23 protein-coding genes and 1 pseudogene are annotated in these 26089 nt (G+C 65.1%); 19 read left to right on the plus strand and 5 right to left on the minus strand.

All coding sequences use genetic code 11. From position 1 onward, the window contains the following. Nucleotides 1-59 precede the first annotated feature (59 nt). The 15 genes and pseudogenes from ASD05_RS10590 (at nt 60) to ASD05_RS10655 (ending at nt 17352) form a co-directional block, all read left to right on the plus strand. The gene (locus tag ASD05_RS10590; protein ID WP_082572071.1) at nt 60-4055 is read left to right on the plus strand and encodes an RHS repeat-associated core domain-containing protein; all 3996 of its coding nucleotides are present in this window, start codon (nt 60-62) and stop codon (nt 4053-4055) included. Next, a complete protein-coding gene (locus tag ASD05_RS10595) occupies nt 4052-4471 on the plus strand; it encodes a VOC family protein (RefSeq protein ID WP_157610072.1) in 420 nt (139 codons plus the stop codon). The genes ASD05_RS10590 and ASD05_RS10595 overlap by 4 nt, the downstream gene beginning before the upstream one ends. Nucleotides 4472-4512: 41 nt before the next feature. Continuing rightward, the gene (locus ASD05_RS10600) at nt 4513-4845 is read left to right on the plus strand and encodes a hypothetical protein (protein ID WP_056591552.1); all 333 of its coding nucleotides are present in this window, start codon (nt 4513-4515) and stop codon (nt 4843-4845) included. Nucleotides 4846-4890: 45 nt separating this feature from the next. Then, nucleotides 4891-5145, plus strand: a complete 255-nt coding sequence (locus tag ASD05_RS10605; protein ID WP_056591554.1) for a hypothetical protein — start codon at nt 4891-4893, stop codon at nt 5143-5145. Nucleotides 5146-5171: 26 nt separating this feature from the next. After that, nucleotides 5172-5666, plus strand: a complete 495-nt coding sequence (locus tag ASD05_RS10610; protein ID WP_056591556.1) for a pentapeptide repeat-containing protein — start codon at nt 5172-5174, stop codon at nt 5664-5666. A 187-nt stretch (nt 5667-5853) separates the two neighbouring features. Beyond that, nucleotides 5854-6342, plus strand: a pseudogene (locus tag ASD05_RS10615) (type IV secretion protein Rhs); the annotation flags it as partial. Between the two features lie 1017 nt (nt 6343-7359). Beyond that, nucleotides 7360-11187 carry an RHS repeat-associated core domain-containing protein gene (locus tag ASD05_RS10625; protein ID WP_235507980.1) on the plus strand — a complete coding sequence of 1276 codons (3828 nt, stop codon included), beginning with the start codon at nt 7360-7362 and terminating at the stop codon, nt 11185-11187. Then, nucleotides 11188-11793 carry a hypothetical protein gene (locus ASD05_RS30080; RefSeq protein ID WP_157610074.1) on the plus strand — a complete coding sequence of 202 codons (606 nt, stop codon included), beginning with the start codon at nt 11188-11190 and terminating at the stop codon, nt 11791-11793. A gap of 211 nt (nt 11794-12004) precedes the next feature. Then, a complete protein-coding gene (locus ASD05_RS10630; protein WP_056591566.1) occupies nt 12005-12205 on the plus strand; it encodes an RHS repeat domain-containing protein in 201 nt (66 codons plus the stop codon). Nucleotides 12206-12268: 63 nt separating this feature from the next. After that, on the plus strand, nt 12269-12724 hold the full coding sequence (locus tag ASD05_RS29450) for an SUKH-3 domain-containing protein (protein WP_082572035.1): 456 nt from the start codon (nt 12269-12271) through the stop codon (nt 12722-12724). Continuing rightward, a complete protein-coding gene (locus ASD05_RS10635) occupies nt 12725-13132 on the plus strand; it encodes an RHS domain-containing protein (protein WP_056591569.1) in 408 nt (135 codons plus the stop codon). Between the two features lie 214 nt (nt 13133-13346). Continuing rightward, on the plus strand, nt 13347-14357 hold the full coding sequence (locus tag ASD05_RS10640) for a sugar ABC transporter substrate-binding protein (protein ID WP_056591572.1): 1011 nt from the start codon (nt 13347-13349) through the stop codon (nt 14355-14357). Nucleotides 14358-14379: 22 nt separating this feature from the next. Then, nucleotides 14380-15339, plus strand: a complete 960-nt coding sequence (locus tag ASD05_RS10645) for an ABC transporter permease (protein ID WP_056591575.1) — start codon at nt 14380-14382, stop codon at nt 15337-15339. Continuing rightward, nucleotides 15339-16136, plus strand: a complete 798-nt coding sequence (locus tag ASD05_RS10650; protein ID WP_007828054.1) for an ATP-binding cassette domain-containing protein — start codon at nt 15339-15341, stop codon at nt 16134-16136. The genes ASD05_RS10645 and ASD05_RS10650 overlap by 1 nt, the downstream gene beginning before the upstream one ends. Continuing rightward, entirely contained in the window at nt 16129-17352 is a 1224-nt protein-coding gene (locus ASD05_RS10655) for an ROK family transcriptional regulator (protein ID WP_056591578.1), read from the plus strand. The genes ASD05_RS10650 and ASD05_RS10655 overlap by 8 nt, the downstream gene beginning before the upstream one ends. A 16-nt stretch (nt 17353-17368) precedes the next feature. Here ASD05_RS10655 and ASD05_RS10660 read toward each other — a convergent pair whose 3' ends face one another. The 5 genes from ASD05_RS10660 to ASD05_RS10680 form a co-directional block, all read right to left on the minus strand. Continuing rightward, nucleotides 17369-18376, minus strand: coding sequence for a tripartite tricarboxylate transporter substrate-binding protein (locus tag ASD05_RS10660; protein ID WP_157610111.1), 1008 nt, complete (start codon nt 18374-18376; stop codon nt 17369-17371). Between the two features lie 19 nt (nt 18377-18395). Next, the gene (locus ASD05_RS10665; RefSeq protein WP_414930043.1) at nt 18396-19823 is read right to left on the minus strand and encodes a sensor histidine kinase; all 1428 of its coding nucleotides are present in this window, start codon (nt 19821-19823) and stop codon (nt 18396-18398) included. Next, a complete protein-coding gene (locus ASD05_RS10670; RefSeq protein ID WP_056591583.1) occupies nt 19824-20489 on the minus strand; it encodes a response regulator in 666 nt (221 codons plus the stop codon). Nucleotides 20490-20514: 25 nt separating this feature from the next. Continuing rightward, nucleotides 20515-21525 (minus strand): Bug family tripartite tricarboxylate transporter substrate binding protein, encoded by a 1011-nt coding sequence (locus ASD05_RS10675; RefSeq protein ID WP_056591586.1) that lies wholly within the window; start codon nt 21523-21525, stop codon nt 20515-20517. A gap of 70 nt (nt 21526-21595) precedes the next feature. Beyond that, nucleotides 21596-22390 (minus strand): IclR family transcriptional regulator domain-containing protein, encoded by a 795-nt coding sequence (locus ASD05_RS10680; RefSeq protein WP_007828060.1) that lies wholly within the window; start codon nt 22388-22390, stop codon nt 21596-21598. Nucleotides 22391-22589: 199 nt separating this feature from the next. Here ASD05_RS10680 and ASD05_RS10685 point away from each other — a divergent pair, with 199 nt between their 5' ends. From ASD05_RS10685 to ASD05_RS10700, 4 genes are read left to right on the plus strand one after another with little or no spacing between them, the layout of a single operon-like run. Further along, entirely contained in the window at nt 22590-23513 is a 924-nt protein-coding gene (locus tag ASD05_RS10685) for a shikimate dehydrogenase family protein (RefSeq protein ID WP_056594230.1), read from the plus strand. Nucleotides 23514-23542: 29 nt separating this feature from the next. Further along, nucleotides 23543-24376, plus strand: a complete 834-nt coding sequence (locus ASD05_RS10690; RefSeq protein ID WP_056591589.1) for a shikimate dehydrogenase family protein — start codon at nt 23543-23545, stop codon at nt 24374-24376. 16 nt (nt 24377-24392) lie between these two features. Further along, a complete protein-coding gene (pcaB, locus tag ASD05_RS10695) occupies nt 24393-25604 on the plus strand; it encodes a 3-carboxy-cis,cis-muconate cycloisomerase (protein ID WP_056591592.1) in 1212 nt (403 codons plus the stop codon). Continuing rightward, nucleotides 25601-26023 (plus strand): carboxymuconolactone decarboxylase family protein, encoded by a 423-nt coding sequence (locus ASD05_RS10700; protein WP_007828066.1) that lies wholly within the window; start codon nt 25601-25603, stop codon nt 26021-26023. The genes pcaB and ASD05_RS10700 overlap by 4 nt, the downstream gene beginning before the upstream one ends. Nucleotides 26024-26089 lie beyond the last annotated feature (66 nt).

Below are 26089 nucleotides of genomic sequence, written 5' to 3' on the forward strand. Positions count from 1 at the left end.
CGGCGGCGAGCCAGCTGCCAGATGGGATCGCAGGCCGGGTCAACGGTGTGATCACGCAGATGCTGGACTTCAAGCGGCTGCTGAGGGGGCAGCTGTCGCGGCTGGCGGACAAGGAGGCGCAGGCCAGCATCATGTGGCTGCTGCACAAGCTGCGGGATGCGTTGCTGCACAAGAAGGGCAAGCGCGCGGCGATCGTGCCGCCGCAAGCGGGGGCCAAGGCGGAGAAAGAGAATCCCGGTACGCCGCTCGGGCACATCAACAAGCAGGCGCCCGGTCGGAAAGACGGCGGATGCAAGAATTGCCCGGCACCTGTCTCACTGGGAGGATCCATCAGCCTCGTCACCGGCTGCGAGAGCTTCACGCACACCGACTTCGTGCTCGTTGCGCCGCTGCCGATCGAATGGGCGCGCACCTATCGCAGCCAGCTCGATGCCTATGACCACGGCATGCTGGGCGCGCGGTGGATCACCGCCTACAGCACATGCGTGGAACTGGTGACGCCTGTCAAGGGCGAGCGCCAGGGGCAGCCAAGTCTGGTCTATCACGCAGCAGATGGCCGCAGCCATGCCTATCCGGTGCTGGAGGTGGGGCAGACCTGGTTCGACCGCATAGAGGAAGTGACTGTCTCGCGCCTGAGCGAGACCTTGCTGGTCCTGGACTTCGGCAAGCCGCTGCCCGTAGGCGAGCAAAGCAACTGGCGCGAGATCTACGAGCTGGTCGAAGGCGGCCACCATTACCGGCTCGTGACCCTGCAGGCGAGAGATGGTGCCTCCATCGGCTTGCGCTACGACCACGTGATCGCAGGCACCGGCGAACAGGTGCTGAGCGACATCATCAGCAAGCAGGGCGAAGCCGTCATGGCGCATGTCGGCACGCAGCCCGATGCGCGTACAGGTCTGATCAAGTCGCTATGGGTGCTGAAGGACGGCCAGGTCGTTCGACAGCTGGCCGCCTACACGCACGACGATGAACGCGACCTAGTGGCTGCGCAGGACGAGAACGGTGCCGGCTGGAGCTACACCTACAGCCATCACCTCGTGACCCGCTACACCGACCGCACGGACCGGGGTACGAACCTCGAATACGACAGCACCGGCCCCGATGCCAAGGCCGTGCGAGAGTGGTCCGACGATGGCAGTTTCGCGTTGAAGTTCGAGTGGGATCGGAACATCCGCCTGACCTACGTGACCGACGCGCTGGGCGGCGAGACATGGTTCTACTATGACATCGAGGGCTACACCTATCGCATCATCCACCCGGACAAGCTGCAGGAGTGGTTCTTCCGCGACGATGCGAAGAACGTCACTCGCCACGTGCACACGGATGGCAGTACCGACGACTACACCTACGATGCCGACGGAAACCTGCAGGCGCACACCAGGGCCGATGGCAGCCGCATTCATTTCGAGTACGACCGGCTGAATCGCCAGACGGGTTTGCGCGACGCCGAAGGCGGTGTCTGGAAGCGCGACTACGACGCACAGGGGCATCTCGTCGAGGAGGTCGACCCGCTGGGCCATAAGACAGAGTACGCCTACGACAAGGCAGGCCGACCCGTGTGCGTGACGGATGCCAAGGGTGGGGCGAAGCTGCTCACATACGCCTCGAACGGCCAACTCGCCAGCTACACCGACTGTTCCGGAAAGACCAGCCGCTGGGAGCACGACAGCCGTGGGCACTTGATTGGCACCATCGACGCGATGGGGCGGGTGACGAGGTATCGCTACACCGCCGGCCAGCTCGAGGAAATCGTGCAACCGGACCAGACGATCGAGCAGTTCGAGCACGACGCCGAAGGCAGATTGCTGAAGCACACGGATGCGCTTGGCCGTGCCACGCGCTACAGCTACACGCGTGCCGGCCTGATCGCCGGCCGAACCGACGCCGCAGGCCGCTCACTCAAGTACTACTGGGACCTGCTGGGCCGGCTGACCGAACTGCACAACGAGAACGGTAGCCGCTACGACTTCCGCTACGACCCCGTGGGCCGCCTGCTGGAGGAGACCGGCTTCGACCGCAAGGCCACGCAGTACGTCCATGAAGAGACGACTGGCATCCTCGCTGAAGTGGTCGAAGCAGGCCATCGCACCGAACTCGAATTCGATCCGCTGGGCCGCCTGAGCGAACGCCGAGCCGGCGAGCAGTCCGAGCGCTTCGCCTACGACCGCAACGGCCGCCTGCTCGAAGCGACCAACAGCGACGCGCGCCTTCAGTGGTACTACGACCCGGCCGGCAACCTGACCCGCGAACACCACCACTACCTGGAGCGCAAGCGCACGGCAGTCTGGCAGCACCGCTACGACGAACTCAACCAGCGTATCGCCACCGTGCGGCCCGACGGGCACGTCACCCAGTGGCTGACCTACGGCTCCGGCCATGTGCACGGCTTGATGGTTGACGGGCAGGACATCCTGGGCTTCGAGCGGGACGACCTGCACCGGGAGATTGCGCGGGAGCAGGGCAATGGCCTGAGCCAGCGGCAGAAGTACGACCCGGCCGGGCGGTTGCTCGAACAGCAGGTCTCGCGGACCAGGCCCAGAGCCATCGAATCGACCACCGGCATCCAGCGCCGTTACAGCTACGACAAGGCGGGCCAGCTGGTGGGTATCGGCGACAGCCGGCGCGGCAACCTGAGCTACCGCTACGATCCGGTGGGCCGACTGCTCGAAGCCAACAGTCGCTTGGGGCGCGAGACGTTCGCATTCGATCCGGCCGGAAATATCGGTGCTCCTGTCGACGAGCATCCGGACCCGCATGCGGCGGGTCGCATTACCAATCGCGTTGCCGTTCGCCTAGACGGGGATGGCCGCAGCATGGCCGGGCGGTTGATGGACAACCTTCTGAAGGACTATGCGGGAACTCACTACAGATGGGATGAGCGCGGCAATCTGATCGAGCGCGCCTGCAACGGCGAGAAGACCGTGTTCGCGTGGGACGGCTACAACCGGATGCGCAGCGCGACCACCGACGGCAAGACAACCATCTTCAGCTATGACGCGCTGGGGCGCCGGCTGTCGAAGAGTTCGGGCGAGACCACGACATTGTTCGGCTGGGATGCAGACGTGCTCGCATTCGAGAGTACGCAGAGCAGGTCAGCGATAGAGGATGGCGGCGAGCACGGCTGGAGCGTGCACTACATCCACGAGGCGAACTCGTTCGTGCCGCTGGTGCAGGTCCGGCAATCAAGCGCTATGGCTCTGAGCGAGACGACGGATGCGAAGGCGCTGATGGAAGCCAACGGCGGCGTCTACGACATCGAGCAGGATCCGTTGTGGAACGGCGAGCAGAGGCATGTGCCTCGGGCGTTCGAAAGGAAGGAGATGGCGTTCTACCAGTGCGATCACCTGGGCACGCCGCAGGAACTGACGGACCACGAAGGCAGTGTGGCCTGGTCGGCGCAGTACAAGGCGTGGGGAGAGGCGCGGGAGGCGATCAGCGAGACTGGGAGAAGGGCGGGGTTCAGGAATCCGATCCGGTTCCAGGGGCAGTACTGGGATGAGGAGACGGGGCTGCACTACAACCGCTATCGATATTTCGATCCGCGCAGCGGCAGGTTTGTGTCGCAAGATCCCATCGGGCTGGCGGGGGGAATTCACACGATGGCCTACGCGCCTAATCCAGCTGGATTCATCGACCCGCTGGGACTGAGGAAATACGTGATCGTCGGCGAAGGCCAGGCTGCGGTGGAAGCCTATGCTGCGGCAATGCGACTCAAGTTCCCGTGCGACGAATTCAGGACCATCAAGAAGGATTGGAGTTCCGTGACCAAGGCTTCCGGTGCATCGCGCGAAGAATTCGGAAGCAAGGAGTGGGAGCAGAAGGCGGTCGCTGGCAATGCTGTCTGGATCAGGCAGCGTGCTGCAGAGGGTTACGAATTCATCGATATCGGGATTGACGGAGCAACCAACCGTAGCCCGTTCTACGCGGCCGAGAAGAAGGCATTGGGCCGGACAGGTGCAAAGACATACAAGGCCAACCAGTGCGCAACCGTGGCTGCGAGGGACGGCTCAAAGGAAAGCTCTCGACCCAAGGCAAAAGGACGATACGGGAAATGACGAAGCCATTCACCATTCATATACCGATGCTTCGAAAGAAGGGGATGCTCGAGGAAATGAATGCTTTCTATGAAGGCATTCTGGGGTACGAGCGAGATGCGGAGCTGGATGTCCTGCGGGTACCGGGGCACCGGGACTTGGCGGTCTGCTTCAAGTACTTCAACTCGACCGGAAAGAAGAATGAAAGAGATGGAAGGGCGCTCTATGAGTTCTTTATCGAGAGAAATTTTCCGAGCTTCTGCCAGGGGCTGAAGGAGAAGGGCGTCGAGTTCACCATGCTCGCGCGCACCCCGGCTTCTTATTTCGCGAGGGTTCTGGATCCGTCTGGCAACTTGATAGAAGTAATTTCAGAGAGCTTCGAGGATGACTTCGGTGTCGATGTTTCGGGCTGGGGTATCTATCAAGACATCGGTTGAGGCGTTGTGCCTGCAATTGCGTCTGCGTATCAAAGATCTGCATGCCTTCCGGTTTCTCTGGCGCTGCGATCTTCGAAGTCGAACCGCAGGGTCAGCTGCGGCTCGATGCGTCGGCGGTTATTGCCCTGAGCAGCGCGTACAGGTTGTTCGAGAAGACCGGGCAAGACCTGAACAACTTCGATCTTCACGTCATCGACAGGAAGAAGGAAAACGTCGAAGACGAGGGTGGAGCCGACACCATCGGAATCGTTTTCTCAGCCAAGCTCGCTCCGGGACAGAAGGGGCTTGGCAACGCCAGCAAACTGGGGCGGTCAGTCATGTACATCGCCTCGAGGGCGACGGGCGAAATACTCCGGGAACAAGGGAGCCGGTAACGGTGCCCGGACCCGGTGCTTTCAATTTTGCAAAGGGAGGAAAAGATGAACAAAACCATCGAAGTGGATGGCTTGGCGGTCCAAGCGATTGCTATCGCCTGTGACGATGCAAAGTCTTCAGGCCTGCATCTCGAAAACTACAAACTCGTCATGGTCGAAGGGCCCGACGAGTACAGCGTCTCGTGGGAGGCGAAGAGCAAGCCGCAAGGCCATCGCGGTGCCTTGCCCGGCCTTGCGGAGCTCTGCCTGCGGATCGGCAAGAGCGGTGGCGGAACCTTCCAGAAGCATTGGTCCCGCTGAACCAGCGACGTCTCCAAGGATTCCGAATGTCTTCCCAAATCATCATCCTCGCCCACGACATGTGGCGCAAAGGCGCAGGCGGCGCACCCGCCGGGCTCGTGGGCCAAGCCGACAGCTTCGCCTATGCGGGACTCGACCTGGGACTCGCCCAGTTCGCCGCAACCACTTTCACGGGCACCAGCTTCACCGCCACCAGCTTCAAGCAGGCGGGCTGGAGCGGCTGCCAGTTCACCGGCTGCAGCTTCACGCAGTGCGACTTCAGCGGCATCTCGATCACCGGCTGCACTTTCGTCAACTGCAGCTTCACGCGTGCGAACTTCGATGGCGGCGGCATCGGCAACAGCACCTTCTCGCAGTGCCAGTGGGACGACATCAGTTTCGCCGGCGGAAGCTGGAACGACGTCGGCGTGCTGAACTGCAGCGGCACCGTGGTGCATGCACAAGGGCTGCAAGGGCGCAGCGTCGACTTCACCGGCAGCACGTTCGAGCAACTCGAATTCCAAGGCGCGAACATCAACTGAGGGAAACCAGAAAATGTCAGGGACGGAAGGAAGCAAGGCGCCAACGGAGCGCGAACCGCAGACGGCAGTAGCGCCACTGAACACGATCGTGAAGGAAGACATCGCCGCGGCAAGCAAGGCGGTGGACGACTGGCTGCGCTCCTTCAGCGGCGGCTACGTNACGGCAGTAGCGCCACTGAACACGATCGTGAAGGAAGACATCGCCGCGGCAAGCAAGGCGGTGGACGACTGGCTGCGCTCCTTCAGCGGCGGCTACGTGACGCTGGAGCGCCTGACGATGGTGCTGGGCAGCATCCCGATCGTCGGGAACATCATGGCGCTGGTGGATGTGTTCCTGGACATCATCAACATCGTGGAGAAGAAGGCCAAGGACGGGGTCGATGCGTTCCTGAACTGGGTGAGCCTGGGCATCAACCTGATCGGGCTGATCCCGATACCGCCGAGCATGGCGGCGGCACGCATGAGCCTGCGGCCCACGCTGCACCTGGTGAAGCAGGAGCTGAAGACCGCAGCCTCGAACCTGGGCGAGGCGATCGTCACGACGCTGGTGGGGCACCTGAACGCCACCATCATGGGCGAACTCGACAAGTTCATCGAGGGAGCCATTGCCAAGCTCGACGGCATCCTGAAGGACTGCGCAGATCTTGCCGACAAGATCATCGACAACCTGGTGGATNGATACCGCCGAGCATGGCGGCGGCACGCATGAGCCTGCGGCCCACGCTGCACCTGGTGAAGCAGGAGCTGAAGACCGCAGCCTCGAACCTGGGCGAGGCCATCGTGACGACGCTGGTGGGGCACCTGAACGCCACCATCATGGGCGAACTCGACAAGTTCATCGAGGGAGCCATTGCCAAGCTCGACGGCATCCTGAAGGACTGCGCAGATCTTGCCGACAAGATCATCGACAACCTGGTGGACATCCTGCGGCGGGTGCTCGGGCAGAAGGACCTGTTCACGGTGGGCACGCCAGCGGCGGCGGAAACGAAGGTGCACGACCCCAAGACGCAAAGCACGTGGAACCGGATGTGGGGCGCGGCGGTGCGTTATTCGAAGCAGTCGGCGAACTACGTGGCCAAGACGGCGGCGAGCCAGCTGCCAGATGGGATCGCAGGCCGGGTCAACGGTGTGATCACGCAGATGCTGGACTTCAAGCGGCTGCTGAGGGGGCAGCTGTCGMGGCTGCGGACAAGGAGGCGCAGNGAACTCGACAAGTTCATCGAGGGAGCCATTGCCAAGCTCGACGGCATCCTGAAGGACTGCGCAGATCTTGCCGACAAGATCATCGACAACCTGGTGGATATCCTGCGGCGAGTGCTGGGACAGAAGGACCTGTTCACGGTGGGCACGCCCGCGGCGGCGGAGACCAAGGTGCACGACCCGAAGACGCAAAGCACCTGGAACCGGATGTGGGGCGCGGCGGTGCGCTACTCGAAGCAATCGGCAAACTACGTGGCCAAGACGGCGGCGAGCCAGCTGCCAGATGGGATCGCAGGCCGGGTCAACGGTGTGATCACGCAGATGCTGGACTTCAAGCGGCTGCTNAAACTACGTGGCCAAGACGGCGGCGAGCCAGCTGCCAGATGGGATCGCAGGCCGGGTCAACGGTGTGATCACGCAGATGCTGGACTTCAAGCGGCTGCTGAGGGGGCAGCTGTCGAGGCTGGCGGACAAGGAGGCGCAGGCCAGCATCATGTGGCTGCTGTACAAGCTGCGGGATGCGTTGCTGCACAAGAAGGGCAAACGCGCGGCGATCGTGCCGCCGCAGGCGGGGGCCAAGGCGGAGAAAGAGAATCCCGGTACGCCGCTCGGGCACATCAACAAGCAGGCCGACGCCCAGGGAACCGGGGGCTGCAAGAACTGCCCCGCACCAGCACGCAAGGGCGCTTCCATCAGCCTCAGCACCGGCAATGAGAGCTTCACTCACACCGACTTCGTTCTCGCAGCCCCGCTGCCCATCGAATGGGCACGCACCTACGCCAGCGACCTCGATGCCTTCGATCGGGGCAGCCTGGGCGCACGCTGGATCACGCCCTACAGCATGCGCGTGGACGTCACCACGCCGACGCGTGGCGCACGCCAGGGCCAGGCCAGTCTGGTGTACCACGCGGCCGATGGCCGCAGCCACGCCTATCCGGTCTTGGCCGTGGGCCAGACGTACTTCGACCCGATCGAGGAAGTCCGTGTCTCGCGCCTGAGCGAGAGCCTGCTGGCATTGGACTTCGGCAAACCCTTGCCCGAGGGCGAGCAGAGCGAGTGGCGCGAAATCTACGAGCACGTCGACAGCAAGCAGCCCCACTTCCGGCTCGTGGCGCAGCAGGCAAAAGACGGCATGTCCATCGGCCTGCGCTACGACCATGTGATCGCGGCAACGGGCGAGCGCGTGCTGAGCGACATCATCAGCAAGCACGGCGAAGCCGTCATGGCACACGTGGGCACGAAACCCGATGCGCAAACCGGCCTCGTCCAGTCGCTGTGGGAGCTGAAGGACGGCCAGGTCGTGCGCCAGCTGGCGGCTTATACGCACGATGCCGAGCACGACCTCGTCGCCGCACAAGACGAAGACGGTGCGAGCTGGAGCTACAGCTACACGCATCATCTCGTGACCCGCTACACCGACCGCACCGGCCGGGGCATGAACCTCGAGTACGACGGCACCGGCCCCGATGCCAAGGCCGTGCGCGAGTGGTCCGACGACGGCAGCTTCGCGCTGAAGCTGGAGTGGGACCGGAACATCCGCCTGACCTACGTGACCGATGCGCTGGGCGGCGAGACCTGGCACTACTACGACATCCAGGGCTACACCTACCGCATCATCCATCCGGACAAGCTGCAGGAATGGTTCTTCCGCGACGACGCGAAGAACATCACGCGCCACGTGCACACCGACGGCACGACCGACGACTACACCTACGACGAAGACGGCAACCTTCAGACGCACACGCGCGCAGACGGCAGCCGCGTGCATTTCGAATACGACAGGCAGCATCGGCTGACGGGCATCCTCGACGCAGAGGGCGGCGTGTGGAAGCGCGACTACGACGCGCAGGGCCACCTGACGGAAGAGATCGACCCGCTGGGCCACAAGACCGAATACGCCTACGACAAGGCCGGCAGGCCCGTGCGCATCACCGATGCGAAGGGTGGCGTCAAGGTGCTTGCCTATTCACCGTCGGGGCAGCTGCTCAGCTACACCGACTGTTCCGCCAAGACCAGCCGCTGGGAATACGATGAACGCGGCCGCCTGGCCAAGGCCACCGATGCCGCCGGCAATGCCACCAGCTATCGCTACGCAGCTGGCCAGCTGGAAGAGATCGAACAGCCCGACAGGACGAGCGAGCATTTCGTGCACGACGCCGAAGGCCGTCTGCTGACGCACACCGACGCACTGGGTCGCGCCACACGCTACAGCTACACGCGCGCGGGCCTGATCTCTGGCCGTACCGACGCCGCAGGCCGCTCACTCAAGTACTACTGGGACTTGCTGGGCCGCCTCACCGAGTTGCACAACGAGAACGGCAGCCGCTACGACTTCCGCTATGACCCCGTGGGTCGCTTGCTGGAGGAGACCGGCTTCGACCGCAAGACCACGCAGTACATCCACGAAGAGACCACCGGCGTGCTGGCTGAAGTGGTCGAAGCGGGCCACCGCACCGAACTCGAATTCGACCCGCTGGGCCGTTTGAGCGAACGCCGCGCCGGTGGGCAGTCCGAACGCTTCGCCTACGACCGCAACGGCCGCCTGTTCGAGGCGACCAACAGCGACGCACGCCTGCAGTGGTTTTACGACCCGGCCGGCAACCTGACGCGCGAGCACCACCACTACCTGGAGCGCAAGCGCACGGCAGTCTGGCAGCACCGCTACGACGAACTCAACCAGCGCATTGCCACGGTGCGGCCTGATGGCCATGTGACCCAGTGGCTCACGTACGGCTCAGGCCATGTGCACGGGTTGATGCTCGACGGCCAGGACATCCTCGGCTTCGAACGCGACGACCTGCACCGCGAGGTCGCGCGCGAGCAGGGCAATGGGCTGAGCCAGCGCCAGAAGTACGACCCCGCGGGACGCCTGCTCGAACAGCAGATCTCGCGCACCAGGCCCGGCGCCATCGAGGCAGTGGGCATCCAGCGCAGCTACAGCTACGACAAGGCCGGCCAACTCGTGGCCATCGGCGACAGCCGGCGCGGCAACCTGAGCTACCGCTACGACCCGGTGGGGCGTCTGCTGGAAGCCAACAGCCGGGTGGGGCGCGAAGTGTTCGCCTTCGATCCGGCTGGCAACATCGTCGACCCATCGAAGGCCGAGGACCCGCTCAGGCACCCGGCGAACAAGCTGCTGGACAACTTGCTGAGGAACTACGCGGGCACCAGCTACCGCTACGACGAGCGCGGCAACATGACCGAACGCGTGCGCAACGGCTGGCGCACCGTCTTCGTATGGGACGGCTTCAACCGCATGACGGCGGCGACCGACCAGAGCGGCATCACGACCACCTTCAGCTACGACGCGCTGGGGCGTCGGCTGTCCAAACGTTCGGGCGAGAGCACGACGCTGTTCGGCTGGGATGGGGACGTGCTTTCGTTCGAGAGCACGCAGAGCAAGTCAGCGATCGACGAGGGCGCCGAGCACGGCTGGAGCGTGCACTACATCCATGAGGCGAACTCGTTTGTGCCGCTGGTGCAGGTGCGCCAGGCACAGGCGGTGGGGTTGAGCGAGACGACGGATGCGAAGGCGCTGATGGAAGCCAATGGCGGCGTCTACGACATCGAGCAGGATCCGCTGTGGAACGGCGAGGGACGCAGCGCGCCGCGCGCGTTCGACAGGAAGGAAATGGCGTTCTATCAATGCGATCACCTGGGCACGCCGCAGGAGCTGACGGACCATGAAGGCAGCGTGGCCTGGTCGGCGCAGTACAAAGCCTGGGGGGAGGCGCGGGAGGCGATCAGCGAGGCTGGGAGAAGGGCGGGGTTCAGGAATCCGATTCGGTTCCAGGGGCAGTATTTCGATGATGAAACGGGGCTGCATTACAACGAGCATCGGTACTATGACCCTCAGACGGGGCGTTTTGTCTCTAAAGATCCGATCGGGCTGCTGGGGGGGATCAATCCTTGGCAGTACGCACCGAATCCGGTGGAGTGGATCGACCCCTTAGGGCTGAGTGCAAGAAAACCTCAGTGCCCGATTAACGGCGCCGCAATTTACGCCGAAAAGCGCGCCCGGATCGAAGCACTTGTCGCTCAGCACGACTATGCGGATGCAGGACATAGCAATGCCAACCCGCAAATTCCCGGCGGTGTATCTGGCGCAATTGCGAATGAAAGAGCGACTGGATTGCCAACCGGAGGCAAATGGCACACCCAAAAAGGCAGCGACATATTGGGTCGTCTCAAGAAAGAACTCAAGAGTGCCGATAATTCTTACGACATGTCGGATTGCGATAAGAAGAAATTGCACGATCTTGGTGATCCTTATGTGAGAAGCTTGCAAAATGCTCTAAATACCCCAATGAAGACGACGTAAATGAAAAATGAGTACGGGTTTCTTTTTGTGGCTCAGTCGATTCGAATTTCCATCGAAGAATTAGTGGCGCGAGACGAGGGCGCTGGGCCGTTTGTATGGGTGCGGCCTCAAGATGTGATAGGCATAGACGCGTCGAAGATTCTTGCTAGAAATTTGAAATCAAGAAAGAGTTCGAATTCTTATTTTGATGATGAGGATATTTCACCCGAGGCATCTGTCTGCAGTTACCTCGAGTCTTGTGTAAGACACAGGTCGGAGCATTCGGAAATCACTGTCGATGATGTCGTTGGCGCTTGTGTTTATCTCATGGTGAAATGGGGGAGTTCACTTCCTGCACACGGATTTTACGGCGACCTGGATTTGCTTTCATCTGACAATGCATCCAGAATTTTGAAGATTCTTCGGACTGTTTATGATGGGTTAAGTAACGAAGTTCTGCGGCAGAATATTCGTTATTTCGTAGGAGAGCACTACCAAACAAACGGCGTGTGGGCGTTGAATGGGGCGCCTAGATTTTCTGATGTACTGGATTCAGAGGACCTCGAATGCATATCGAAAATGAATCTAGATGAAATTAATTCGAATTTGAATTTTCGTGACAACTGAATTGCCCGAGTCGCACGATTTAGATTGAATCAGGTATGACCCGGTGGGACGCTTGGTGAAAATGAACAGTCGCGTCGGCCGCGAGATATCCGCTTTTCATCTGGCGACCAGCATCATTGACCCTCGGGCAACCAACGACGCTCTTAAGCACCCGCCTGCAAGCTGCTGAGCAACCGCGGGCACCAGCTACCGCTACGACGAACGCGGCAACATGACCGAACGCGTGCGCAACGGCTGGCGCACCGTCTTTGCCTGGGATGGTTTCAACCGCATGAAGGCGGCGACCGATCACAGCGGCATCACCACCACCTTCACCTACGACGCGCTGGGGTGTCGCATCGCCAAGAGATCGGAAGACAAGACTACGTTGTTCGGCTGGGACGGCGACGTGCTCGCCTTCGACCAGAACTAGTGAGCCCATGCCTTGCTGCGGAAACTGTCGCGTGACATTCAAGTATGACAAAGTGAGAACCAGATGATTGATCTTACGAAAATTAGCAATAACGCTCTTCTCGTTCTAGAGAGTGCCGGGTGGTTTTCTGAACGATTGATAAGTACAAACTCCTGTGAGGCGGCTTGGAGATTGGAAAAATATGAAATATTTCAAGAGGCATCGGATTTTGTTGCTTCATTTAATGGAATGAAAATTCTTCATCAATCTTACTCTGGGGGTGGAAAAGACATTAGTGCATTTGATGCAATCGACGCGACCAGAAGATTGGATCCAGCCTGGGTTGTGGATGTTTATGGGCCCGGGGCTGGAGAGAAATTGCTTCCAATAGGGCAGGGTAATTCTGAACATCTTACATATTTTATTGGAGAGGGTGGAGGGATTTATGGAGGGTTCGATGATTACTTTTGTTTGATCGGGAAATCGGTGAGTGAGGCCTTTGAGAATATATTCTTCAAGCATCAATACGTTCAAATTTAATTGTCAGAATTAAGGGCGCCAGACGAGGCGCAGACGCTGTTCGGCTGGGACGGCGACACGCTGGCCTTCGAGAGCACGCAGAGCACTGAGGGGCAGCAGGAGTGGGCCTGGCGCGGCGACAGCGTGSACTACATCCACGRGCCYGGCTCGTTCGTGCCGCTGTTGCAGATCCGGCAGGCTCATGCGGTCGAACTGAGCGAGACGACGGACGTGAAGGCGCTGATGGCCGGCAACGGCGGGCGCTACGACATCGAGCAGGACCCGCTATGGAACGGGCAGCAGCAGAGAACGCCGGAGGCCTTCGCGAAGGAAGAGATCGCGTTCTACCAGTGCGACCACCTGGGCACGCCGCAGGAGCTGACGGACCATGAGGGGCGCATTGCCTGGTCGGCGCAGTACAAAGCCTGAGGGAAGCGAGGGGGGCGATCAGCGAGGCCTTCGCACTGATCTGAGCCGTCCCGCCCCTCGTCGCAACCCCGGGTTTCCGATAACTAAATCCACTTGATTTAGTCTCTCCGCTGGCCGATAGTCTCCCTGCGCCCGGACACCGAGCCCTCAAGGCCCGAGCGATCCGGTTCCACAAGACCGCAGGCGCTTCGCCGCCTGCCCACGGAGACAAACCATGTTCAGCTCCCGCTCTATCCTGGCCATGGCGGCCATGTCCCTCACCGCAGTGGCCGCATCCAGCGCCTTCGCCGCCGACCAGCCCGTTATCGGCCTCGTCACCAAGACCGAAACCAACCCCTTCTTCGTCAAGATGAAGGAAGGCGCGCAGGAAGAGGCCAAGAAGCTCGGTGCCAAGCTGCTCTCGGGCGCTGGCAAGGCCGACGGCGACAACGCGGGCCAGATCACGGCGATGGAAAACATGATTGCCGCCGGCGCCAAGACCATCCTGATCACGCCGAGCGACGCCAAGGCCATCGTGCCGGCCATCAAGAAGGCGCGCGACAAGGGCGTGATGGTGATCGCGCTCGACAGCCCGGCCGATCCGCCGGACGCGACCGATGCGCTCTTCGCCACCAACAACTACACGGCCGGCGTGCTGATCGGCGAATACGCCAAGGCCGCGATGGCCGGCAAGCCGGCGAAGATCATCGCGCTCGATCTGCTGCCGGGCCACCCGGTGGGCGCGCAGCGCCACAACGGCTTCATGAAGGGCTTCGGGCTTGCCGCCAACGACGCCAAGTCCAACGAGCTGTCGAAGACGCCCGAGATCGTCTGCATGGCCGACAGCTACGGCGACCAGGCCAAGGCGCAGACGGTGATGGAAAACTGCCTGCAGAAGGCACCTGACGTGAACCTGGTCTACACCATCAACGAGCCCGCCGCGGCCGGTGCCTACAACGCGCTGAAGCGCGCGGGCAAGGAGAAGGGCGTGATGATCGTCTCGGTCGACGGCGGCTGCCAGGGCATCAAGGACACGGCCGCCGGCATCATCGCCGCGACCTCGCAGCAGTACCCGCTGAAGATGGCCGCCATGGGCGTGGCCGCGGGCGTGGAGTTCGCCAAGACCGGCAAGAAGGCCTCGGGCTACGTCGACACGGGCGTGACGCTGATCGCCGGCAAGAGCGTGGCCGGCGTCGACAGCAAGGACACCAAGACCGGCACCGAGCTGTGCTGGGGCAAGAAGTAATCGGAAACATCAGGACGAAGCCATGGCGAAGTCTCCAACGCACCACATTCCGTGGGGCGCCCTCGGGCCGTGGCTGGCTCTTCTCGGCGCGTGCATCTTCTTTGCGACCCAGTCGGATCGCTTTCTCACCGGCGGCAATCTCTCGCTGATCCTGCAGCAGGTGATGGTGGTCGGCGTGATCGCCATCGGCCAGACGCTGATCATCCTCACGGCGGGCATCGACCTGTCGTGCGGCATGGTGATGGCGCTGGGCGGGATCATCATGAGCAAGTTCGCGACCGAACTGGGCATGCCCGCGCCGGTGGCCATCCTCTGCGGCGTCGGCGTGACGACGCTGTTCGGCCTGCTCAACGGGCTGCTGGTCACGCGCATCAAGTTGCCGCCTTTCATCGTGACACTGGGCACGCTGAACATCGCCTTTGCGATCACGCAGCTGTATTCGTCGTCGCAGACCATCACCGATTTGCCCGGCGGCCTCACGGGCCTGGGCACCACCTTCGCCATCGGCAATGCCGAAGTGGCGTGGGGTTCGGTGCTGATGCTCGTGCTGTACCTGCTTGCCTGGTTCGTGCTGCGCGAGACGGGTGCCGGCCGGCACATCTATGCGGTGGGCAACAACGCCGAGGCCACGCGGCTGGTCGGCATTCCGACGCAGCGCGTGCTGCTGGGCGTGTACGTGGCGGCGGGCGTGCTGTACGGCGTTGCCTCGCTGTTGTCGGTGGCACGCACCGGCGTGGGCGACCCGAACGCGGGGCAGACCGAGAACCTCGACGCCATCACGGCCGTCGTGCTCGGTGGCACCAGCCTGTTCGGTGGCCGCGGCATCGTGCTGGGCTCGCTCATCGGCGTGCTGATCGTGGGCGTGTTCCGCAACGGGCTCACGCTGATGGGCGTGTCGTCGATCTACCAGGTGCTGGTGACGGGCGTGCTCGTGATTCTTGCCGTCGCAGCCGACCAACTCTCGCGCAGGGGAGCCCGCTGATGAACATCATCGCCAACCCCAAGATCGTGATGCAGGCCAAGGGCCTGGTGAAGCGCTACGGCCAGGTCACGGCGCTCGACGGTGTCGACTTCGAGCTGCGCGAAGGAGAAATCCTTGCGGTGATCGGCGACAACGGCGCGGGCAAGTCGTCGCTCATCAAGGCGCTGTCGGGCGCGGTGGTGCCCGACGAAGGGCAGATCCTGCTCGACGGCAAGGCAGTGCATTTCCGCAATCCGCTGGATGCGCGCCGCGCCGGCATCGAGACCGTCTATCAAGATCTCGCCGTGGCCCCGGCCATGACCATCTACGAGAACCTGTTCCTCGGCCGCGAGCTGCGCCGCCCCGGCTTCCTGGGCAACGTGCTGCGCATGCTCGACAAGAAGCAGATGCTGAAGGAAAGCACCGCCCGCATGGCCGACCTGAAGGTCGGCATCCAGTCGATGACGCAGGCGGTCGAGACGCTCTCGGGCGGGCAGCGCCAGTGCGTGGCCGTGGCGCGCAGCGCGGCCTTCGCGCGGCACGTGGTCATCATGGACGAACCCACCGCCGCCCTCGGCGTGAAGGAGGGCAACATGGTGCTGGAGCTGATCCGCCGCGTGCGCGATCGCGGCCTGCCCGTGGTGCTCATCAGCCACAACATGCCGCACGTGTTCGAGGTGGCCGACCGCATCCACGTGGCGCGCCTTGGCCGTCGCGCGGCCGTGCTCAACCCGAAGAAGATCAGCATGAGCGACACGGTCGCCGTGATGACCGGCGCCATGACGGCCGACCAGTTGCCCGCGGAGGCGCATGCCTGATGCGGACATGCCTGCACGCACGCCTGACCTGTTGCGGCCCCGCGGCTCCAACCAGGTCGGCATGCGCCAGTTCAACGAGCGCACGGTGCTGCAGGCGCTGCGCGTCCACGGCAGCCTGCCCAAGGCCGACCTCGCGCGGCTGACGGGGCTCAGCGCGCAGACCATCGGGCTCATCACCGCGCGGCTCGAGGAAGACGGGCTCATCGTCAAGCAGAGCCGCGTGCGCGGGCGCATCGGGCAGCCGTCGGTGCCGCTGGCGCTGAACCCCGACGGCGCCTTCGCCATCGGCATCAAGGTGGGGCGGCGCGGCGCCGAATGGCTGCTGATCGACTTCGCCGCGCAGGTGCGCGAGCGCCACGCGATCAGCTACGACTTTCCCGATGCGGACGAGCTGCTGCCCGCCATCGCGCAGCACATCCACCGGCTGCGCGACGGGCTGGGGCCGCTGGCCGCGCGCAACGTGGGCGCGGGGCTGGCCGCGCCGTTCCAGCTCGGCGGCTGGCACCGCACGCTGGGGTTGTCGAAGGCGCAGTCCGACCTGTGGAACCAGATGGACCTGGCGGCCGAGGTGCGTGCGCGCACCGACGTGCCGGTGAGCTTCGCGCGCGACACCGTCGCGGCCTGCGTGGCCGAACTGGTCGGTGGGCGAGGGCACGACCTGAAGAGCTTCCTCTACATCTTCGTCGACACCTTCGTGGGCGGCGGACTGGTCATCAACTCGCACCTGCACACCGGTGCGCACGGCAACGCAGGCGCGCTCGCTTCATTGCCGATGCAGCCTCCGGGTAGCCGCGGTGCGCTGCCGCCGCAGCTGGTTGCGCAGGCGTCGCTCTGGGAGCTGGAGCAGCGCCTGGCCGGCGAGGGCCTCGACGCCATGGCCGCCTACGACGACCGCGCCCTGCAGCCGCCCTATGCCGCCACCACGCAAGCCTGGCTGGAAAGCGCATCGCAGGCGCTGGCGCATGCCATCGTGAGCGGCACCGCCATGCTGGACCTGCCCGACGTGGTGGTGGACGGCTCGATGTCGCGCCCGCTGCTGCAGGCGCTGCTCGACCAGACCCGCGCCGCGCTGGACGGCTGCAACTGGGAAGGCCTCTGGCAGCCCCGGCTGCATGGCGGCAAGGCAGGTGCGCAAGCGTGTGCGCTGGGCGGCGCGATGCTGCCGCTGCACGCCAACTTCGCGCCCGACCACGACGTGTTCCTGAAGGCGGCCTGACAGGACTGCTTGGCGTTCAGGAAGGCCAGCGCCGCAGGCCCAGTTCGTCCGCCAGCCGCCGATAACTCTTGATCTGCGCCTGCACGTAGTCGTCGAGCGCGGCGCCGGTGAGCGCAAAGGGGTACAGGCCGTGCTGCTCGCGCAAGGCAGCAAAGCCGGGCGCCGCGCTCGCCTCGCGAAAGGCCGCGGTCCACGCGCGCACGGCCGATTCCGGCACGGCAGCGCTCAGGTAAAGGCCGCGCACGGTGGGCCACACCACGTCGACGCCTTGTTCGCGCGCGGTCGGCACGCCGGTGAGCGCGCCGCCGAGCCGGTTCTCCGACAGCACGGCGAGCAGGCGCACGGCCGCACCGCCCGCGATGGCCTGCAGCGCCTCGGCCGCATCGCCCGGAAAGGCGTCGACATGCTTGCCCTGCAGCGCGCCGAGCGCATCGCCGCCGCCCTCGAAAGACACGAAGCGCATGGCCTTGTGGTCGCGCCCCGCGGCGCGCACCAGCAGCGCGGCCTTCACCCAGTCCTGGCTGCCGACCGTGCCACCGGCGCCGAAGGCGATGCGCGACGGGTCCTGCCGCAGCGCCGCGACGAGGTCCTGCAGGCGTTTGTAGGGCGAATCGCGATGCACGGCGATCACGCCATAGTCGGTTCCGAGCGTCGCGATCCAGCGCACGGCCGAGGGCGAATGCGGTCCGAAGCGGCCCTGCGCGAGGTTGAGCAGCGAGCCGCTCGAGAACGCCACCAGCGTGCTCGGCCCGCCGAGCTTGCCGGTGGCGATTCGGTCGAAGGCCACGGCGCCGATGCCGCCCGGCAGGTAGCGCTGGGCGAGCGGCGGGCGTGCGGGGCGCACGGCCTGCAGCGCATCGCGCGCGAGCGCACAGGTCAGTGCGAAGCCGCCGCCGGCCTTGGCGGGGATCACGCAGTCGGCAGCGTCTTCGGAGGGATCGTTGGCAGCAGCCTTTGCGCCCGCGCCCAAAGGCATCAGCAGCGCGGACAGCGCGCGAAGTGCGTGGCGGCGGGTAGGTCGCATGGGCATGGCGGCGGACTTGTCAGGTGGCCGCCGCAGCTTGGGTGCGGGGCCACCAGATGATCGCATGCAGCCCCGTGCCCGCCTCGCGCGCTTCGAGCCGCAGCTCGCCCCGGTGCCGCTGCGCGATGGAGCGCGCAATGGCCAGCCCAAGCCCGAAGCCGCCCTTGCCGGCGCGTGCGCCGCGCCGGAAGCGCTGGCCGAGTGCGGCGCGCTCCTCGTCGCCGATACCGGGCCCGTTGTCCTCCACGTTCAGGCTCCAGCCCGCCGCGTCGCTTGCGGCAAAGAGCGTGATCGTGCCTTCTGCGGGCGTATAGGTGATCGCGTTGGCCACCAGGTTGCCCAGCGCCTCGCGCATCAGCGATCGGTCAGCCACCGCAACGAACTCCGGCGTCGGCGAATGAATGCCCAGGTCGATGCGCTTGGCGCGCGCCAGCGGCAGCAGGTCGACCGCCACCTCGCGCAGCAATGCCGCCACGTCGAACTCGGCAGGCTCCACCGACACCGTGTCGCTGCGGCCCAGCGCCAGCAGCTGCTGCGCGCTGCGCGTCGCGCGGCCGATCTCGGTGCCGAGCGCGTCGAGCGCCACCTGCACCTGCGCCGGGTCCTGCTCGCGCCGCGCGTAGTCGGCCTGCATCTGCAGCGTGGTCAGGTGCGTGCGCAGCTGGTGCGAGGCGTCGTCCAGGAACTGGCGCTGCTGCGTCACGAGCTCTTGCGTGCGCGACATCTGCTGGTTGACCGCGGCGACCAGTGGGCGCACTTCGGCGGGCAAATCCGTTTCTGCGATGCGCGTGAGGTTGTCCGGTGTGCGCGCCTGGACTTCGCGCGCCAGCCGCGACAGCGGCCGCAGCGCCGCCGCCAGCGCAATGGCGGTGCCGCACAGCAGGATCGCAAGCACCAGCGCGTCGCGCAGCGCCGCGCTGCGCACGAAGCGTGCGCTGAACTCCTGCCGCGAGCGCGTGCTCTCGCCCACCTGGATCAGCACGCTGCGCCCGGTGCTGCCGGCCGGCGCGCGATCGAGGTCGCGCCGGTAGGCCGCGAGCCGTACCGATTCTCCGAAGTAGGCCGCGTCGTAGAAGGCCGGCACGCCCATTGCCAGTTCGGCCGGCGGCGCGGGCAGGTCCGCGCTGCCGAGCTCGACCAGCCCGTCGGAGGTGGATACGCGAAAGAACACCTGCCCGCTCGCCGTGAGCTCGAAGAACTCGAACATCGTGTACGGCAGCTCGACCGACAGGCCGCCCGAGGCGGTCGAGATGTTGGCATCGATGGATTTGAGCGCGCCCAGCAGCGAGCGGTCGTAGGCCGCGTTGGCGGCGGCGAGCGCGTCGTGCCGGGTCATCCACAGCTCGATGCCCGTCACGATGAGGAGGGCGGGGAACAGCAGCAACGCGAGCCGCTGCCACAGGCTCGCGCGCCGCAGGCGGTTTGCCAGGCCGGACACCACGCTCACTCAGTCCGCTTCCAGTACATAGCCCAGCCCGCGCAGCGTGACGATGCGAACCCCGGTGCCGTCGAGCCGCTTGCGCAACCGGTAGATGAAAACCTCTACCGCCTCGGGATGCACGTCTTCGTCATCGGAGAACACGCGCTCGAGGATCTGCTGCTTCGACAGCGGCTCGCCGCTGCGCTGCACCAGCACGCGCAGCACGGCCAGTTCGCGCGGCGAGAGCGCCAGCGCCTCGCCGTTCAGCGTGAAGTGCCGGCGCGCGCCGTCGTACACCAGCGGGCCGCAGGCCAGCCGCGGATGCTCGATGCCGCGCGCACGCCGCACCAGTGCGTGCAGCCGTGCTTCGAGCTCGGCCAGCGCAAAGGGCTTGGCGAGGAAGTCGTCGGCGCCCGCGTTGAGCGAGGCGACGCGTTCATTCAGCGAGTCGCGCGCCGTGAGGATCAGCGCCGGCAGCCGCTGGTCGCGTTCGCGCAGCCGCTGCAGCACCGTGTGCCCGTCGAGCCCGGGCAGGCCCAGGTCGAGCACCAGCGCGTCGTGGTCGCGCTGCTGCAGCGCCCGGTCGGCCAGGCGCCCGTCGTCCACCCATTCGACCTGGATGCCCGCGTGCTCCAGCGCCTTGCACAGCCAGGTGCCCAGGGTGTGTTCGTCTTCGGCCAGGAGGATGCGCATGGGCCGATGCTAGGGCCGGCAGGGCTCAATCCGGCTTGATGTTTGCCCTTGCAATCACCTTCTGCCAACGAGCCTGCTCGGAGGCGATGAACTGCGCGAACTGCTCGGGCGTGCCGCCGATGGCCTCAGCGGCATCGGCCGTCAGGCGCTGCATCGAATCGGGCGACTTCACGGCCTTCATCGTCTCGGCGGAAAGCTTGGCCAGGTTGGCAGGCGCGATGTTGGCCGGCGCCAGCATGCCGTACCACTGCGTCATCTCGAAACCCGGAAAGCCCTGCTCGGCCACGGTCGGCACATCGGGCAGCTGCGCGAGGCGCTTGGCCGAGCCGGTCGCGATGCAGCGCACCTTGCCCGCCTTGATGAACGGAATGATCGCCGCGGCACCGATGGCCGAGGCGTCGAGCCGGCCCGAGAGCAGGTCGGTCACCATCGGGCCAGTGCCGCGGTAGGGCACGTGCAGCATGAACACCTCGGCCGTCATCTTCAAATACTCGAAGGCCAGGTGGCCCGCGCTGCCGTTGCCCGCCGAGCCGTAGCTGAGCTTGCCGGGCTTCGACTTGGCATACGCAATGAACTCCTTGAGGTTCTTGGCCGGCACATCGGGGTGCACCACGTAGAGGCTGGGCACCTTGGCCAGCAGGCTCACGGGCTTGAAGTCCTTGTTCGCGTCGTAGGGCAGCTTGGCGAAGATGTACGGGTTGACCGCCAGCGTGCCGATGTGGCCCAGGATGATCGTGTGCTGGTCGGTGCTGCGCGCCACCTCGCTCATGGCGATGTTGCCGGCCGCGCCCGGCTTGTTGTCGACGAACACGCTCTGGCCCAGTGTGCGCGAGAGTTCGGCGGCGGTCGAGCGCGCGACGATTTCCGAGCTGCCGCCCGGCGCGAAGGGCACGACGAAGCGGATCGACTTGCTGGGCCAGGTGTCCTGCGCCGAGGCCAGGGAAGGGAGCAGGCCGCCGAGGGCCGCGGCCCCGCCGGCTTGCAGCAGGCCGCGGCGGTTCAGGCGGGCGTCGTCGGGAACGAAGAGGTTGGACATGGTTTGTCTCCAGCGCTTTTGGATTGAAAGCGCACATCGTGCCCGACGGTTGCTGTCGGAATGCTGTCAGTCAGATCAGGTTGCGCATCGCCTGCGCCGTCTCGCGCAGCACCGGCAGCACGCGCGCCACAGCGTCTTCCGAGCTTTCATGCCCCATCGGCATGGTGATGTTCAGCGCCCCGACCAGCGTGCCGTGCCGGTCGCGCAGCGGCACCGCGATGCCGCGCGAGTTCAGGTCGAGCTGCTGCTCGGAAAGGGCCCAGCCTTGGGCCCGGATGCGGGCGAGTTCGAGCTTCATGCGCTCCATGCTCGCAATCGTGTGCGAGGTGAACACCGTGAGCTGCCGCGTGGTCAGCCATTCGTTCAGCTCGGCATCGCTGCGCAGAGACAGCATCAGCATGCCCGAGGCCGTGACCTGCGCCGGCACGCGTGCGCCGAGCACGTAGCCCGTGCTCATGCTGCGGTTGGGGCCGTTGCGCGCGATGTAGACCACCTCGTCGCCGTCCATCACGCTGAGGTAGGCGATCTCGTTGGTGCCGGCGGCCACCCGCTGCAGAAAGGGCTGCACCACGCGCGGCAGCCGCGCTGACTCCAGGTACGACTGGCCCAGACGCAGCACGCGCGGCGTGAGCCAGAACAGCTTGCCGTCGCTGGCCACGTAGCCCATGTGCTGCAGGGTCAGCAGGTAGCGCCGCGCGGCGGTGCGGGTCATGTTCGTGCGCTGGCCGGCCTGGCTGGCGGTGAGGCGCGGGTTGGCGTCGTCGAAGGCCTCGATGATGCTCACGCCGCGCTCCAGGCCGGCGATCCAGTCGCGCTTGTCCAGGCCGGGCGGGGGCGCGGAGTCGTCCTTGCTGTCCTTGCTCATGGCGGGAAGTGTGCCTTCGTGGGAGGGTTCGGGGACTGGATCAAATGCAGGTGAAAACCCTTGAATTGAACGATAAACGATTTTTCAAGTTCGATGATCGCTCGTTTGGCAGGTGAAAGAGATGCGAGACTTCGGTGAAGCGACTATAAAGCTCGGCATCCGGCCTCGAAAAGAGCGATTGACGAACGGAAGCATGCACATGAGCCATTCCATCCGCGGCAGCACCCAGGTTTACCTGATTCCCGGCGACCCGGTTCGCAACGTGCGGCTGCCGCGCATGTTCAATGCCGCCTTCGAGCGTTTCGGCATCGATGCCGTGCTGCTGCCCATGCAGGTGCCGGTGCGCGACTTCGCGGTGTTCTTCAAGTCGGCCTTTCTCGCGCGCAACTTGCGCGGCATGGTGATCGCGCCGCCGCACAAGCCGCTGGTGGTCGACCTGCTCGACGGCTGCGGCCTCTTCGGCCGCGTGGCCGGCTCGGTCAACGTGGTGCGCCGCACCGAGGGCGATCAGCTCGAAGGCGACCTGTTCGACGGCGAAGGCCTGATCGGCGCGCTCGACCACTGCAACATCCCGTTCCGCGGCAAGCGCGTGCTGATCCTCGGTGCGGGCGTGAGCGCCGCGGCCATCGGCGTGGCGCTGGCCGAGGGCGGCACGGTGAACGGCGCGGAGTACATCGCGTTCTACGACAGCGCCGCAGGCAAGGCGGCCGGCGTGGCGGCCAAGCTCGATGCATTCTTCGACGCGACTGTCGCCGCGGTGGACAGCAACGCCCCCGAAGGCTTCGACCTCGTGATCAATGCCACGCAGCTCGGGCTGGTCGATGGCGATGCATTGCCGGTCGATGTGGCGCGTATGGAAAGCCATGCGGCGTTGTTCGACATTCTTCTGCGCAACCAGCCCACGCCGCTGGTGCGCGCGGCCCGCGACCGCGGGCTCAACGCGCAGGCGGGCTTCGAGATGCTGATCCAGCAGATGCCCCACTACTTCCGCTACTTCGGCCATCTGGATGCGGCCGCCGCGATGCAGGCCGACTCGAACTTCCTGCGCGAAATCATCTATCCGCCGGCGATGCACGCCGAAATCGCGCAGCCGCTGCGCTACCACTCCCCCAGCGTGGCCTGACCGCGCCTTCCCACAGAAACACGAACGACATGATTTCCGGCAAGACCACTCTCATCGCCCACATCGGCTATCCCACTGAAGCCTTCAAGGCTCCGATGATCTACAACCCCTGGTTCGACAAGCACGGCATCGACGCCGTGGTCGTGCCCATGGGCGTGAAGCCCGAGGACTACGCGGCCTCGCTGCCTCAGATATTCAGGTTCAGCAACATCCGCGGCGCGCTGGTGACCATGCCGCACAAGGTCACGACGATGGCGCTGGTCGACGAGGTGACGCCCACGGCGCGCGTCGCGGGCGCCTGCAACGCGATCCTCAAGCGGCCCGACGGCACGCTGCTGGGCGACCAGTTCGACGGCGCGGGCTTCGTGCGCGGCGTGGAACGCAAGGGGCGCCTCTTCAAGGGCACGCGCGTGCTGGTGTCGGGCACGGGCGGCGTGGGCTCGGCCATTGCGGCATCGATTGCCGCGGCAGGCGCTGCCGAACTGATGCTGTTCGACATGAGCGAGGCTTCGGCCGGCGCACTGGCCGCGCGGCTACGCGAGCACTACCCGCAGATGAAGGTGACCACCGGTTCGAAGGACCCGGCCGGCTACGACGTGGTCGTCAACGCCACGCCGCTCGGCATGAAGGAGGGCGATCCGCTGCCCTTCGATGTGGACCGCATCGACCCGAACACCTTCGTCGGCGAGGTCGTCATGAAGACCGAGTTCACGCCGCTGCTGCAGGCGGCCAAGGCCAAAGGTTGCCAGGTGCAGGTCGGCACCGACATGCTGTTCGAGATGATTCCCGCGTACCTCGAGTTCTTCGGCTTCGGCACAGCCTCGCCGGAAGAGCTGCGCGCCGTGGCCCAACTGAAGTACTGAAAGGCCGGGTCACCCCATGAGTATTTTCGAAGGTTTCCTCTCCACGTCCGAAACGCTCGGAGCCTTCAGCGACCGCGCTTTCGTCGACGCCATGCTGCGCTTCGAGGCCGCGCTTGCGCGTGCGCAGGCGGCCGAAGGGCTGATCCCCGAGAGCGCCGCGCATTCGATCGTCAGCAGCTGCAAGGTCGAGCTGTTCGACGTTGCCAAGATCGTGCGCGAGAGCGGCCGCGCGGGCAGCGTCGCGATTCCGCTGGTAAAGGCGCTGCGTGAAGCCGTGGGCCTCTTCAATGCCGAGGCCGCGCCCTTCGTGCACTTCGGCAGCACCAGCCAGGACGTGATCGACAGCGCGATGGCGCTGGTCACGCGCGAGGCGGTCGCGCTCGTCGAAACCGATCTCGCCAAGGCCGCCGATGCGCTGCTGCGCCTGGCCGTCACGCACGCCGAAACACCGATGCTCGCGCGCACGCTGATGCAGCCGGCCTCGGTCACCAGCTTCGGCTTCAAGTGCGCGGGCTGGGCCGCGCCGCTGGTGCGCAGCCGCATCCGCCTGCGCGACGCCGCGAAGCACGCGCTGCAGCTGCAGCTCGGCGGCGCCGTCGGCACGCTGGCGCAGATGAAGGGGCAGGGCGCGGCCGTGCGTAAGCGCATGGCCAAGGAACTGGGCCTGGGCGATCCCGGCGCGACATGGCACACGCAGCGCGACGAATGGGTGGCGCTCGGCTGCGAGCTGGGCCTCGTTACCGGCAGCCTCGGCAAGATCGCGGTCGACATCGCGCTGCTCGGGCAGTACGAAGTCGGCGAAGTTGCAGAACCCAGCGAGCCCGGCCGCGGCGGCTCGTCGGCCATGCCGCACAAGCGCAACCCGGTGGCCTCGATGGTCGCCATTGCCGCCGCGCACCGCGCGCCGCAGCGCGTGGCTGCACTGCTCGGCGCCATGCCGCAACAGCACGAGCGCGCGCTCGGCGCCTGGCAGGCCGAGCTGGCCGAATGGCCGCAGCTGCTGATGTCGGCGCACGGCAGCGTGCGCGCAATGGCGGGCGCCTTGCCCGGCCTGCAGGTCGACGCCGCGCGCATGCGCGCCAACATCGACCGGCTGCGCGCCGAACTCCCGCGCGACGCGGCCGACGAATGGTTCGACCCCGCGCTCGCCCACAACGCCGGACAGACCGCACTCGCCGAAGTGAAGGCGCTGCACGCCCGGCTCAACGACAAGGAACTCCCGCAATGACCGCCCCCGAAACTCCCGCCGAAGGCTACGAAGCCGGCCTCGTCAACCGCCGCCGCGTGCTCGGCGATGCCTGGGTCGACAAGTCGCTCGCCAACCGCAACGGCTTCAACGCCGAGTTCCAGGAACTGATCACGCGCCACGCCTGGAACGACATCTGGGGCCGCCCCGCGCTGGGCGACAAGACGCGCCGCTACATGGTGCTGTCGATGATGCTGGGCATCCATGCGTACGAAGAATTCGCCATGCACGTGCGCGCCGCGCTCGACGGCCCGCCCGAGTCGCGCCTCACGCCCGAGGACATCAAGGAAGTGATCATGATGGCCGCCATCTACTGCGGCGTGCCGGTGGCCAACCATGCCTTCGGTATCGCGGCCGGCATCCTGCGCGAGAAGGGCTTGCTGCCTGCGCTGCCCCAGTGAGCACGCCGGTTGCCCGCAGGCAGGGACGGTTCGACGCCAGCTTCACCTTGCTGCTGCCGCTGCTGC

It is taken from the genome of Variovorax sp. Root434 (genome assembly GCF_001426595.1).
Lineage (GTDB): Bacteria > Pseudomonadota > Gammaproteobacteria > Burkholderiales > Burkholderiaceae_C > Variovorax.